Here is a 12,448-nt window from a genome sequence, read left to right on the forward strand (position 1 = left end):
TGGCTGTGAGAAAATCTCACAATCAACTCCGAGCACGATCTCATCCGAAAACCGGCCTCCACTTTTCGGGATCGTGCTTCAATGGATGCCCATGGCCAAGCGCCTGCCACCGCTGAATCCGCTGCGCGCCTTCGAGGCCACGGCCCGCCATGGCTCGCTGACCAAGGCGGCGAGTGAGCTGAATGTCACGCATGGCGCCATCAGCCACCAGATCAAGGCGCTCGAGCAGTCGCTTGGCGTCAAGCTTTTCGAACGCGCCGGCCAGCGGGTCAAACTGACGCCACATGGTGCCGAGCTGCTGCCGGCGGTCTCGAGCGCCTTCGACGGCATCGCCGCCGCCACGCAGCGCATGACAAGGCCCGCGAGCAGCGGCACACTCTCCGTCTCCTGCGTGCCGGCATTGCTCTTGCTGTGGATGACACCGCGACTCGGCAGTTTCATGGCGCAATATCCTGACATCAGGCTGACGCTGATCCCTTCCAACGACGCCAAGGATATCCGTGCGCCGCAGATCGATGTCTGCGTGCATTACGGCGACGGCAGCTGGACCGATTGCTGGATGCGCAAATGGTCGGGGCTCGAACTGTTTCCCGTGGTCAGCCCGACATTGATCAACAACCGTCCGATCCGCAGCGTGCGGGATCTCGCCGACCATGTCTTCCTGCATGGCGACGACGGCCGCGAATGGCATACCTGGCTGGCGGCCGCCGATGCGCTGGACCTGGAGCGCGGCCGCCGCCATCATCTCGGCGACGCACGCATGGCGGTTGAAGCCGCGGTCCACGGCCACGGCGTGGCGCTGGGCGATTCGGTGACGGCGAGCTCGCTGCTGGCCAGGGGCATGCTGGTGGCGCCGTTCAGCCTGTCGGTGCCGGCGGTCGACGATTTCTACGTCGTCTGCCGCAACGAGATGAAGTCGACGCCGATCGTGCAGCTGTTCATCGACTGGCTGTTTGCCGAGAAGGCGCAGGATGACGGCCGCGCCGATGCGCCGGTGGCGGGCCGCGTCGTCACCCGCCGCAAGCGTCCGGCGCTCAGGGTCATCGGCGGCAGAACCGGGAGCTGACACCGGCCTGTCGTTGGCGGCGACGGCCGAGGCATGCAGGGTTTTCTTTTTGTCGGGCCAGCCTGAAACCGGGCAGCGTTTTGGCCAATTCGATGCTATGAGGCCTGTCGCGGTTGTGAGTAGCAGGCAGCGAAGGCGGTGTTGAAACATGGCTAAGACCGATATTGCGCGGCGTGTCTACAACCACACCTGGAAGCTCGACCCGATCGTGCGCAGCCTGCTCGATACCGATTTCTACAAACTTTTGATGCTGCAGATGATCTGGGGCATGTACCCCAAGGTCGACACGACTTTCTCGCTGATCAACCGCACCACCTCTGTGCGGCTGGCCGATGAGATCGATGAGGGCGAACTGCGCGAACAGCTCGACCATGCCCGCACCTTGCGCTTCAGCAAGAAGGAGATGATCTGGCTCGGCGGCAACAATTTCTACGGCCGCAAGCAGATCTTCGAACCGGAATTCCTCGCCTGGCTGGAGAATTTCAGGCTACCGGAATACGAACTGTCGAAGCGTGACGGCCAGTATGAGCTCACCTTCAGCGGGCCGTGGATGTACACCACGCTTTGGGAAATTCCGGCGCTCGCCATCATCAACGAGTTGCGCTCGCGCGCCGCCATGCGAGCGTTCGGCCCCTTCGCGCTCGATGTGCTCTATGCCCGCGCCAAGGCCAAGATGTGGGCCAAGACCGAACGGCTGAAGGCGCTGCCCGGCATCCGCATTTCGGACTTCGGCACCCGCCGGCGCCATTCCTTCCTGTGGCAGCGCTGGTGTGTCGAGGCGTTGAAGGAAGGCATCGGCGAGGCCTTCACCGGCACCTCCAACGTGCTTTTGGCCATGGACAACGACCTCGAAGCACTCGGCACCAACGCGCATGAACTGCCGATGGTGTTCGCGGCGCTTGCCAACTCGGAAAAAGAGCTGAAGCAGTCGCCCTACAAGGTGCTGCAGGACTGGCAGCGCTATTATGGCGGCAATCTGCTGATCGTGCTCCCCGATGCTTTCGGCACGGCCTCGTTCCTGCGCGACGCGCCGGACTGGGTGGCCGACTGGACCGGTTTTCGTCCCGACAGTGCGCCGCCGATCGAGGGCGGCGAGAAAATCCTGTCCTGGTGGCGCGACAAGGGCAAGGACCCCCGGCAGAAATTGCTGATCTTCTCCGATGGGCTCGAGGTCGAGACGATCGAGGAGACCTACCGCCATTTCAGGGGCAAGGTGCGCATGTCGTTCGGCTGGGGCACCAACCTCACCAATGATTTCGAGGGCTGCGCGCCAACCGAAACCAACAGCCTGGACGCCATATCGCTGGTCTGCAAGGTCACCGAGGCCAATGGAAGGCCAGCGGTCAAGCTTTCCGACAATCCGGCCAAGGCAACCGGCGACGAGAAAGAGATCGAGCGCTATTTGCGCATCTTCGGTCAAAAGGACCGCGTGGAGCAATTGGTCAAGGTGTGAGGGGTGATGGAACTCCTCCATAGTTCGAGTTCCTTCGCGCCCCCCTCTGTCCTGCCGGACATCTCCCCCTCGAGGGGGGAGATCGGCAGTTCTACCGACCGCGCTTCCTCTGCAACCCTGACAGTTGGCGAAAGCCAAAATGACCGCGCAATCTCTCCCTTTGAGGGGGAGATGTCCGGCAGGACAGAGGGGGGTGCCGTAGAGCGCCTTTCTTCGAGAACTCCGCCCGCATGCCTCATCGCTCTGCTGGCCCTCCTGTCGCCTACCCCAGCCTTCGCCCACGCCTCCGACCGTGGCCACGTCCTGCTCCTGCCGACCGGCTACTATCTGGTCGGCGGGGCTTTCGCGGTGGCCGTCAGTTTCCTCGTGCTGGCGCTGCTGCCGGGGGATTGGCTCGATCGTTTCTGGCGCCGACGCCTGCCGCTGTTCAGCTTTGGTAACAACGCCCGCACCGCCGTCAGCCTGATCTCCTTTGCCGGCTTTGCACTCCTCATCGCTGCCGGCCTTTTCGGCAGCCGCGACCCGCTCTCCAACCCGCTGCCGCTGATGATCTGGACGCTGCTGTGGGCAGGCGTCACGCTGCTGCAAGGTGTCTTCGGCGATCTCTGGTCATGGCTCAACCCGTGGTATGGGCCGTGGCGTCTTGCCTCTCGCCTGTTCGGCGCGGGGGATGAAGGGAGATGGCGGCTTCCCCGGTGGCTCGGCTGCTGGCCGGCAGTCCTGTTGTTCTTCGCCTTTGCCTGGTTCGAACTCATCGATCCGGCGCCCGACGATCCGGCGCGGCTGGCATGTACTGCCGGCCTTTACTGGCTGCTGACCTTCCTTGCCATGCTGGCGTTCGGCTACCGCGACTGGAGCCGCAGTGGCGAGTTCCTGTCGGTCTTCTTCTCTATGGTGGCGCGTTTCGCCGTCGTCGAGCGCAACGAAAACGGCCAGTTGGCACTGTGCTGGTCGGGCGCCAAGCTGCTCGCCGCCGAGCCGTTGCCGGCCAGCGGCATTGCCTTCCTGCTTCTTGCCCTGTCGTCGGTCTCCTTCGACGGCCTGTCGAAAACTTTCTTCTGGCTCGGCCTGTTCGGCATCAATCCACTCGAATTCCCGGGCCGCACGGCGGTGATCGGCAGCGGCAGCCTCGGGCTTGTTCTGACGTTCGTGCTGCTGGCAGCGGTGTTCATGCTCGCCGTCTGGCTCGGCCTGCGTCTTGCCGGCAGCACTCAGGCCTTTGGCGAGGCAGCCGGCTTACTTGTCTGGTCGATCGTGCCAATCGCGCTTGCCTATCATGTCGCGCATTACCTGACGTCGCTGCTCGTCGACGGCCAGTATGCGCTTGCGGCGCTGTCCGACCCGTTCGCGCTGGGCTGGAACCTGTTCGGCACCGCCGACATGCAGATCGAGGCCGGCATCGTTGCCGGTGCGTATTCCGCCTGGTGGCTGTGGAATGTCCAGGCCGGTGCCATCATCCTTGGCCATGTGCTCGCCGTCCTCGTCGCCCACGGCTTCGCCTGGCGCCTGCACCCACAGCCCTCCCGCGCAGCCCCCAGCCAGTTCCCGCTCACCGTGCTGATGATCGCCTATACGGTCTTCGGCCTCTGGCTGCTCGCCACGCCGACGGTTGGCTGAGCCGTTTGCGCGGGAAAATAAACCGGGATTCTCCTAGGCAACCGGCATTGCCGTGTCCGGACTTTGGTGATTTAGTTTGTACACATGCAATTTTTCGACTTCCGGAAATGAGCGGACTTGACGCTCGGAACGCTGAACAAGGGGAACGGCATCATGGACAAGAGCAAGACCTTCGACCTCTCGAAAACCGGTCTCACCCGCCGCACGGCGCTGAAGGGGCTGGCCGCCACCGCCGGCCTGGTCACCGCGCCAGGCTTCGTCCGCTATTCCCAGGCGCAGAGTTCGGCGCCGATCAAGATCGGCTTCCAGTCGCACCGCACCGGCATCGGCGCCGCCTATGGCCGCTGGTACGAGAAGACCACGGCTGCGGCGGTCAAGGCGATCAATGCCGCCGGCGGCATCAATGGCCGTCAGGTCGAGGTGATCATCGAGGATGACGGCACCGATCCCGGCCGTGGCGCCGAGGTGGTCGGCAAGTTCGCCACCCAGCATAAGACCGACATCGTCTTCGGCACGCTGTTCTCGCATGTTGTCATCGGCTCGGCGCCCGCCGCCGGCGAGGCCAAGATCCCCTACTTCGTCGTCAGCGAAGGCCACCATGTCGCCTCGACCAAGCTGAACCGCTATGTCTTCCAGCCCGGCATCACCGACGTGAAAAGCCAGATCCAGTCGATGGCGCCGTGGATCGCGGCCAATGCCGGCAAGAAGGTGACGCAGATTTTCCCGGATTTCGCCTTCGGCTACGACCACCGCGACTACCTGCCGCCGGCGCTGAAGGCGCAAGGCGCCGACGTCATCGCGCAGATCGCCATCCCGCCGACGGAATCGTCCTTCACCAAATACTTCCCGCAGATCCCGGCCGAGACCGAGGTGATCTACCACGTCATGGTCGGTCCGGCCGTGCTCACCTTCGTCAAGGAGCTCGGCGAGTTCTACGGCTCCAACCGGCCGCAATTGTTCGGCTTCATGGATTCGCTGGAGGCCACCGACATCAACAGCCCCGGTCTCGAATTTTTGGACGGCAGCCATTTCTGGGAGGGTTCGCCGCGCTATGCGCAGGCCGATGACAGCGCCGCGCAGAAAGCATATCGCTCCGCCGTCGGCATCGACGACAATGGCGCCGCCGTCGGCGATCCAAAGGACGTCTCCACCGCGTCGCACATGTTCGGCTGCTGGGAAACGCTCTATGTCGTCAAGAAGGCGATGGAGGACGCCGGCTACAAGGGGCCTGAAGACCGCGCCAAGCTGGTCGAGGCGACCGAGGCGCTGACCGCATTCGCCGAAGGACCCGAGCATCCGCAGGGCGCAAAAACCTTCAACGGCAAGATCCACCAGTGCTTTGGCATCCAGAACATCTCCAAGGTCGAGGGCGGCAAGCTCAAGGTCGTCCACAAGACCAAGATCGAGGATGGGCTTTACGAGGCTGAAGGGGATTATACGACGCAGGCGCTGTGAGCCGAGTTCTTTAAGCGCAGTGCCCTTCGGCCCACCCCCCTCTGTCCTGCCGGACCCGGCCCTTCGCTGTCGCTCCGGGCGTTCGTCGTTCGGAAAGCCAAGCTATTGGCTTTCCGTCCGCTGCGCGGACCACTTCTCACCCCCCTCAAGGGGTGTGCGTCTCGCACCTGCCTTGGGCATATAGCCGATGCACTTTGGTCCCCACCTCCTCCTCGCTGCCCTCGAAGGCCTCGTCACCTCCGCCGTGCTGGCGCTGACGGCGCTTGGCCTGTCGCTGGTGTTTGGCGTCATGCGGGTGGTCAATGTCGCCCATGGCGAGTTCTTCATGCTCGGCGCGGTGCTGGCCTGGGCGATCACCACGGCGATCGGCGGCCATCCGGCGCTCGGTTTCCTGGCGGCATTGGTGATCGCGCCGCTGATCGTCGGCGCCATCGCGCTGGTCGCCGAACGGCTGGTGCTACGCCGGCTCAACTACAATCCGGAAGCCACCATCGTCGCCACCATCGGCATGCTCTACATCATCCAGCAGCTGGCGCTGACCTTCTACGGTCCCGAGGCGCGGCCGGTGGAGCCGCCGTTCAGCTATCGCATCCTTTTGCCGTGGTTCGGCTATTCCGGCTACAAACTGTCGATCATCGCCGCCTCCGCGCTTCTGCTGGTGGCGACATGGCTGGTGCTGACGCGCACGAAGATCGGCCTCATCATGCGCGCCACGCAGTATGACAGCGAAACGGCGCAGGCCTTCGGCATCCCGGTCGGCCGCGTATATGGCGGCGTCTTCGCGCTCGGCGCCATGCTGGCGGCCATCGCCGCGGTGCTGATCGTGCCGATCAGCCAGGCGCATTACCTGATGGGCCAGGACCCGCTGCTGCTCTCCTTCATCGTCGTCATCATCGGCGGCCTCGGCTCGCTGCGCGGCACGGTCGTCGCCGCCGTGCTGATCGGCCTGTCGGACGGCATCATCTCGATGTTCTTCTCGCCGACGCTGGCCAAGATCATCGCCACTCTGCTGGTTGCCATGGTGCTGGTGTTCCGGCCGCAAGGCCTGTTCGGGACGGCATCGCGATGAGCGAAGCTTCGCCGGCAAAGGCCTACGCTTCACATCTCGGCGTCATCGCGCTGCTGTTCGTGCTGAGCTTCCTTTTGCCGGAGTATTATCACGGCCTGCTCGCCCGCATCATGGTGCTGGCGGTCTTTGCCATGGGCTACAACATGCTGTTCGGCTATGTCGGCCTGCTCAGCCTCGGCCATGCCATGTTCTTCGCCGCCGGGCTCTACGGTGCCGGCCTTGCCGTCATCCAGCTCGGCTGGAGCGTGCCGGCGGCATTCGCCGCAGGCCTCGGCTGTGGTGTCGTTCTTTCACTGGTCATCGGCCTGCTGGCACTGCGCACGACGGGCGTCGCCTTCATGATCGTCACCATGATGTTCGCGCAGGTGTTTTACCTGATCATCCTCTACTTCGCGTCATGGACCGGCGGCGACCAGGGCATGGTCGTGCCGCAGCCGGCACGTGTCCTCACCTTCGGCGCGACAGCGCTCGACCTCACCAACCCGACCGTGCGCTACATGAGCGCGCTCGGGTTGTTCTCGCTCGTGCTGCTGATCACGCTTGCCATTGTCCGCTCCAGATATGGCCGCGTGCTGGTCGCCATCCGCGAGAACGAGGAGCGGACGAAGATGCTGGGTTACGACACCTTCTCCAACAAGCTCGCCGCCGTCGTCATCTCCGGCATCATCTGCGCTGCCTCGGGCGCCGCCTATGCGCTGCTGTTCGGCTATGTCGGCTCGAGCTTCGCGTCGGTGCAGTATTCGATCCTGCCGCTGCTCTGGGTGCTGCTCGGCGGCGGCGCCACGACGCTCGGGCCGCTGATCGGCACGCTGTTCATGTATTATGTCATCGACATCACCAGCGGCTACACCTCGGCCTATCTGCTGATCGTCGGCGTGGCCCTCATCCTGCTGGTGCTGTTTTTCCCGAAAGGCATTCTCGGCAGCATCCGGCAGCGTTGGCTCGGGTGGCTGCCATGACGCCGCTTTTGACCACCAAGGGCCTGTCGCGCAACTTCGGTGGCCTGCGCGCTGTCGACAGTGTCGATTTCACCTTGATGCCCAGCGAAATCCGCGCCGTCATCGGCCCGAACGGGGCTGGGAAGACCACCTTCGTCAGCCTGGTCAGTGGCCGCATCCAGCCATCCTCGGGCATGATCGTCTTCGATGGCGCCGACATCACCGGCCTGCCGGCCTATGTCCGCGTCCGCCAGGGCATCGCCTACACGTTCCAGATCACCAGCGTCTTCGCCAACCTCACCGCCTACGACAATGTTGCATTGCCGGTGCAGCGGACGCTGAGCGATGGCCGCTCGAAGGGCGCGGTGCGAGCCGGCGTCATGGCGGCGCTTGAACGCACCGGCCTTGCCGACCGTGCCCATATGCCGGCTGGGCAATTGTCCTATGGCCACCAGCGCCTGCTGGAAGTGGCGATGGGCCTGGCGTTGAAGCCGCGCCTGCTGATCCTCGACGAGCCGACGCAAGGCCTGGCCGACAGCGAGATAGACAATTTCATCACCCTGGTGCGCGAGATCGCTGGCAGTGCGACCGTGCTCCTGATCGAGCACAACATGCCGGTCGTCATGCAACTGGCCGACCGCATCACCGTCTTCAATGCCGGCAAGATCCTCGCCGAAGGCACGCCCGAGGCGATCCGCGAGAACGTAGCTGTTCAGGAAGCCTATCTGGGGACCGCCCCATGACCGAGACGAACAAAGCGCAGACAAAGTCCGAGGCGTTGGTGATCTCGGGGCTGGACTGCTTCTATGGCGAGGTCCAGGTGCTCTATGGCCTCGACCTCGTGCTGAACAAGGGTGAGGTGCTTTGCCTGTTCGGCCGCAATGGCGCCGGCAAGACGACGGCGCTCAAATCCATCATGGGACTGGTTCCCTCAAGTGCCGGCTCGATCAGGCTCGATGGCAAGGAGTTGACCGGCCTGCCGGCGCATGAGGTGCCGAAGGCTGGTGTCGCCTATGTGCCGCAGGGAAGGCGGCTGTTCGCCGAGATGACGGTGGCCGAAAACATCGAGATCGGGCTGATGGCGCGCGGCAAGGGCAAGGCGACACGCGAAAGCGTGCTCGATCTCTTCCCGCTGCTGCGCCAGCGGCTGAGGCAACGCTCAGGTACCTTGTCCGGCGGCGAGCAGCAGATGCTGGCGATGGCGCGCGCGCTTTGCCTGGAGCCGCAGGTGCTGCTGCTCGACGAGCCGACCGAAGGGCTGATGCCGTCGATGATCGCCAAGATCCGCGAGACGGTGTCGACGCTGCGCGACATGGGTGTCTCGACCATCCTGGTCGAGCAACGGGTCGATGCGGTGTTGTCCGTAGCAGATCGCGTCTCGTTCATCGAGAACGGCCGCAACCGCGAGACGGTCGATGTCGAGGAATTGCGCGCCGACCCGTCGGCAGTGCGTCGCTATGTCGGCGTCGGATGACTTGGCCCTACGCGGATCCGTCAAGGGGCCTTCACACGGAACTCTAAGCATTCAGCGCGCCGCTCGCTTTCGTGCGCACAAATGCCAGGCCGGCAATTGCGAGATCGCCAACCGCCATGCCGCGGAACGCGAATGCTGTTCGCTCATTTGCGCTCTGACGACCCGGCACGTCGCCGGCGACCAAACCTGTCAGGTCGCCGACGACGAGTTCGGGCCTCACCATCGGCTTGCTCATATGCGCCTCTTGCGCCAAATCGTCTATGACGATGCGATCGAAGACAGCCATGGTCTCGGGCAACCAAGGCAGGGCCAGATCGGTCATGGTCGCGAAGGCCCCGGTCTTCAGCCAACGCGCATCCAAAAATGGAACCGGCTCAGGCACCAAAGTGACTGTCGTCACCACGATGTCAGCAGATTCGACCGCCGCTTTGGCGGTATCACTCGGTACCGCGATTAGACCACGCCTCTCAGCTATCCGACACAGTGCGTCACGACTGCCTTTGCCCCGACCAAAGGCCCGAATCTCTTGCAACGGAAAAAGATCGGCCAGAACCTCGAGGTGACCGCGCGCCTGAACGCCGCATCCGATGAACGCGACGCACGCCGAGCCGGCCCGGGCCAGACGCTTGGCCGCCACGGCGCTTAGACCGGCCGTGCGCTTCGAAGTCACCCAATTGCCATCTATCACAGCAAGCGGCAGTCCTGTCTCACCGTCGAGAAGGGTGACCAGCGAGTTCAGGGTTGCAAGTCCCCGCTCGGGGTTACGGGGGTTGACCACCAGTGATTTGGTCGCCAGCACCGGGGGCTCGGTCGCGACACCGAGAGTTGCCATGATGTAGCGGTCGTCGCCTGGCAGCACCACCGCCTTCGGCGCACACCATACCTCGCCCCGCCTCAGACCGATGATCTGTCGCTCGATTTCGTCGACCACATCGGACGTCGAAATCGTTAGGCTATCCAGGAATTCGGCTGACAGGTAGGGCAGGCTCTCGGTTTTGATGGTCATTGTCGCCCCAAGAGTAGCTTGCTCTCGATAAGCATTCCTCAGGTTCAATCGAACCTGGTCCCGCACCTCTCTTCGCTAATAGCAGAAATTGCTGACCGCGCATACGCAAGCGCTATCTCCCACTGGTAGCTCTATGCCGGCGGCCGCTGGCCGATCCCAGCTTCGAAAGCGATGCGCTGATCACGCGATCTGACAACCGCCCGACCACTCCGCGTGATCACCTTAAAGGGGGGCAGAACGAACCGGTTATGGTTTTTCGGTTCACCCGAAAAACAGGAAGCCGGCGATCAGGAAAGTAGGGATCAGCACCAGGCCGGACCACACCATGTAGCCGAAGAAGCCAGGCATCTTGAAGCCGCGATGCCTGGCGATGGCAAAGACCATGAAGTTGGGCGCATTGCCAATATAGGTGTTGGCGCCCATGAACACCGCGCCCGTCGAAATCGCCGCCAGGGTCGAGGCGAACTCCGTCATCAGGTGCTGAGGGTCGCCGCCGGCGAGTTCGAAAAACACCAGATAGGTCGGCGCATTGTCGAGGAAGGACGACAGCGCCCCGGTCAGCCAGAAATAAGCGAGATCGTTGGGCTGGCCGGACGGAGAACTGACGAGTGCCACCAGCGGCGCCAATGCCCCCTCATGGCTTGCCCTGAGGATGGCGATGACCGGCACGATGCAGATGAAGATGCCGGCAAACAGTTTCGCCACCTCTGATATCGGGCCCCAGTTGAACCCGTTCGCTTCGCGGTGGCTCTTGTATGAGAGGGGAAGCGACAGCAAGGCCAGCGCCAGGACGATTGCGTCGCGCACCAGATTCTGCAGCTCGAGACTCACGCCCAGCACGGAAAAGCTCACTCCCGGCTTCCAGGCCGCCGACAGCAGGATCGCACCGATCACACCCGCCAGCAGCGGAAGGTTGGCCAGGCCGCGCAGGCGCACCTTCGTATCCGGTGTCGGATCCTTGATCTTCGGTGCTCCGCTTTCGCGCCGATGCAGGATGATGTCGATGCCTAAGAAGACGGCCAGCACGACGCCGCCGACGAACAGCGTCTCGCGCCAGAGGTTGGCGCTGGTCCAGAAAAAATCGACGCCGCGCAGGAAACCGACGAACAGCGGCGGGTCGCCGAGCGGCGTCAGCGAGCCGCCGATGTTGGAAACCAGGAAGATGAAGAAGATGACGACATGGGCGTTGAACGGCCGGTTGTCATTGGCGCGCAGGATCGGCCGGATCAGGACCATCGAGGCGCCGGTCGTGCCAATCACCGAGGCCAGGATCGCGCCGGCGAGCAGCAGCCCGGCATTGACCAGCGGCGTCCCGTGGATGTTGCCGGCAAGCAGGATGCCGCCCGAAATTGTGTAGAGCGCAAACAGCAGGATGATGAAGGACATGTATTCGGTGAGCAGCGCGTGCAGCACCGCCTCGGTCGCACTGGGAATGCCAAAGGCCAATGCCAGCGGCACGATCACCAGCGCCGCCCACAGCGCGGTGATCTTGCCATAGTGATGCTCCCATATGTGATGGAACAGCAGCGGCCCGGTGGCGATCGACAAAAGCAGGCCGGCAAAGGGCAGCGCCCACCACAGCGACATCGCAGCGCCGGGCAGAGCGTGTTCCTCCGCTGCCAAGGCTTGTTCCGGAAACAGCATTGCGACGGCGATCGCAGCGCCAGCCCCTGTCGCAATCCGCGAAAAGCCCCTGTTGCACCCCACGGTCCGTTCAATCCAGGACGTGGTCTTCGAGCGTCACGCCGGCATCGCGCATGCGCTTCAGCATGGCATCGAGCGAACCGTTGAGATCGATGCCACGGCAGGCATCGAGCCGTACGGTGGTTTTGAAACCTTGGCTGATGGCGTCCAGCGCCGAAAACGCAACACAGAAATCGGTCGCCAGCCCGACCAGCGTCAGCGTGTCGATGCCGCGCTCCCTGAGATAGCCGGCAAGGCCGGTCGGCGTCGTCCGGTCGTTCTCGAAGAAGGCCGAGTAGCTGTCGATGGCAGGCCGAAACCCCTTACGAATGACGAGCTCCGCCTTGGTCCAGGCGAGGCCGGAGTGGAAATCCGAGCCCAGGCTACCCTGGATGCAGTGGTCCGGCCACAAGGTCTGCTGGCCGTAGGGCATGTCGATCATCGTGAAAGGCTGCGAGCCTGGACGGCTGGAGGCAAAACTCGAATGGCCGGCCGGGTGCCAGTCCTGTGTCAGCACGACATGATCGGCGTGCCGGATCAGGTCATTGACCAGCGGAACGATCTCGTCGCCGCCGGCAACCGCCAGCGCGCCGCCCGGACAAAAGTCGTTCTGCAGGTCGATGACAACAAGCGCTTCGTCGGCCATAGGGCCTCCCTCTTTGTCTCGGGCTCCGGTGAAAAATGCGA

Annotated in this window: 11 protein-coding genes; 8 read left to right on the forward strand and 3 right to left on the reverse strand. The window is 63.5% G+C overall.

Features of this window, described 5'->3' with window-relative positions; translation table 11 throughout:
• The first annotated feature begins 91 nt into the window (after positions 1–91).
• The 8 genes from gcvA (at position 92) to ACFFNA_RS00505 (ending at position 9,072) form a co-directional block, all read left to right on the forward strand.
• Positions 92–1,066: a transcriptional regulator GcvA gene (gene gcvA, locus ACFFNA_RS00470; RefSeq protein WP_378914752.1), complete on the forward strand. Its 975-nt coding sequence runs from the start codon at positions 92–94 to the stop codon at positions 1,064–1,066.
• Between the two features lie 148 nt (positions 1,067–1,214).
• Positions 1,215–2,519, forward strand: a complete 1,305-nt coding sequence (gene pncB, locus ACFFNA_RS00475; RefSeq protein WP_378914754.1) for a nicotinate phosphoribosyltransferase — start codon at positions 1,215–1,217, stop codon at positions 2,517–2,519.
• A 171-nt stretch (positions 2,520–2,690) separates the two neighbouring features.
• Complete coding sequence (locus ACFFNA_RS00480; protein ID WP_378914756.1) at positions 2,691–4,136, forward strand: hypothetical protein; 1,446 nt, start codon at positions 2,691–2,693, stop codon at positions 4,134–4,136.
• Positions 4,137–4,289: 153 nt separating this feature from the next.
• Complete coding sequence (locus ACFFNA_RS00485) at positions 4,290–5,591, forward strand: ABC transporter substrate-binding protein (RefSeq protein ID WP_378914843.1); 1,302 nt, start codon at positions 4,290–4,292, stop codon at positions 5,589–5,591.
• 187 nt (positions 5,592–5,778) lie between these two features.
• Positions 5,779–6,660, forward strand: coding sequence for a branched-chain amino acid ABC transporter permease (locus tag ACFFNA_RS00490; protein ID WP_111545183.1), 882 nt, complete (start codon positions 5,779–5,781; stop codon positions 6,658–6,660).
• Positions 6,657–7,619: a branched-chain amino acid ABC transporter permease gene (locus ACFFNA_RS00495; RefSeq protein WP_378914758.1), complete on the forward strand. Its 963-nt coding sequence runs from the start codon at positions 6,657–6,659 to the stop codon at positions 7,617–7,619. Before ACFFNA_RS00490 ends, ACFFNA_RS00495 begins: the two co-directional genes overlap by 4 nt.
• Positions 7,616–8,341 (forward strand): ABC transporter ATP-binding protein, encoded by a 726-nt coding sequence (locus ACFFNA_RS00500; protein WP_378914760.1) that lies wholly within the window; start codon positions 7,616–7,618, stop codon positions 8,339–8,341. The genes ACFFNA_RS00495 and ACFFNA_RS00500 overlap by 4 nt, the downstream gene beginning before the upstream one ends.
• Positions 8,338–9,072 (forward strand): ABC transporter ATP-binding protein, encoded by a 735-nt coding sequence (locus ACFFNA_RS00505; RefSeq protein ID WP_378914762.1) that lies wholly within the window; start codon positions 8,338–8,340, stop codon positions 9,070–9,072. Before ACFFNA_RS00500 ends, ACFFNA_RS00505 begins: the two co-directional genes overlap by 4 nt.
• 43 nt (positions 9,073–9,115) lie before the next feature.
• On the opposite strand, the gene ACFFNA_RS00510 is transcribed toward ACFFNA_RS00505, so the two are convergent.
• The 3 genes from ACFFNA_RS00510 to pncA form a co-directional block, all read right to left on the reverse strand.
• Positions 9,116–10,078 (reverse strand): ornithine cyclodeaminase family protein, encoded by a 963-nt coding sequence (locus ACFFNA_RS00510; protein ID WP_378914764.1) that lies wholly within the window; start codon positions 10,076–10,078, stop codon positions 9,116–9,118.
• Between the two features lie 261 nt (positions 10,079–10,339).
• Positions 10,340–11,722 carry a sodium:proton antiporter gene (locus tag ACFFNA_RS00515; RefSeq protein WP_378914766.1) on the reverse strand — a complete coding sequence of 461 codons (1,383 nt, stop codon included), beginning with the start codon at positions 11,720–11,722 and terminating at the stop codon, positions 10,340–10,342.
• Positions 11,723–11,792: 70 nt separating this feature from the next.
• Complete coding sequence (pncA, locus tag ACFFNA_RS00520) at positions 11,793–12,407, reverse strand: bifunctional nicotinamidase/pyrazinamidase (protein WP_378914768.1); 615 nt, start codon at positions 12,405–12,407, stop codon at positions 11,793–11,795.
• Positions 12,408–12,448: the final 41 nt, after the last annotated feature.

The sequence above is a fragment of the Mesorhizobium kowhaii genome (assembly GCF_042431665.1).
In the GTDB taxonomy this organism is placed as follows: domain Bacteria; phylum Pseudomonadota; class Alphaproteobacteria; order Rhizobiales; family Rhizobiaceae; genus Mesorhizobium; species Mesorhizobium kowhaii.

Bases quoted from the DNA above. Each gene is read 5' to 3' on its own strand.
- gcvA (WP_378914752.1), top strand. From the start codon at position 92: ATGGCCAAGCGCCTGCCACCGCTGAATCCGCTGCGCGCCTTCGAGGCC.
- pncB (WP_378914754.1), top strand. From the start codon at position 1,215: ATGGCTAAGACCGATATTGCGCGGCGTGTCTACAACCACACCTGGAAG.
- ACFFNA_RS00480 (WP_378914756.1), top strand. From the start codon at position 2,691: ATGTCCGGCAGGACAGAGGGGGGTGCCGTAGAGCGCCTTTCTTCGAGA.
- ACFFNA_RS00485 (WP_378914843.1), top strand. From the start codon at position 4,290: ATGGACAAGAGCAAGACCTTCGACCTCTCGAAAACCGGTCTCACCCGC.
- ACFFNA_RS00490 (WP_111545183.1), top strand. From the start codon at position 5,779: ATGCACTTTGGTCCCCACCTCCTCCTCGCTGCCCTCGAAGGCCTCGTC.
- ACFFNA_RS00495 (WP_378914758.1), top strand. From the start codon at position 6,657: ATGAGCGAAGCTTCGCCGGCAAAGGCCTACGCTTCACATCTCGGCGTC.
- ACFFNA_RS00500 (WP_378914760.1), top strand. From the start codon at position 7,616: ATGACGCCGCTTTTGACCACCAAGGGCCTGTCGCGCAACTTCGGTGGC.
- ACFFNA_RS00505 (WP_378914762.1), top strand. From the start codon at position 8,338: ATGACCGAGACGAACAAAGCGCAGACAAAGTCCGAGGCGTTGGTGATC.
- ACFFNA_RS00510 (WP_378914764.1), bottom strand. From the start codon at position 10,078: ATGACCATCAAAACCGAGAGCCTGCCCTACCTGTCAGCCGAATTCCTG.
- ACFFNA_RS00515 (WP_378914766.1), bottom strand. From the start codon at position 11,722: ATGCTGTTTCCGGAACAAGCCTTGGCAGCGGAGGAACACGCTCTGCCC.
- pncA (WP_378914768.1), bottom strand. From the start codon at position 12,407: ATGGCCGACGAAGCGCTTGTTGTCATCGACCTGCAGAACGACTTTTGT.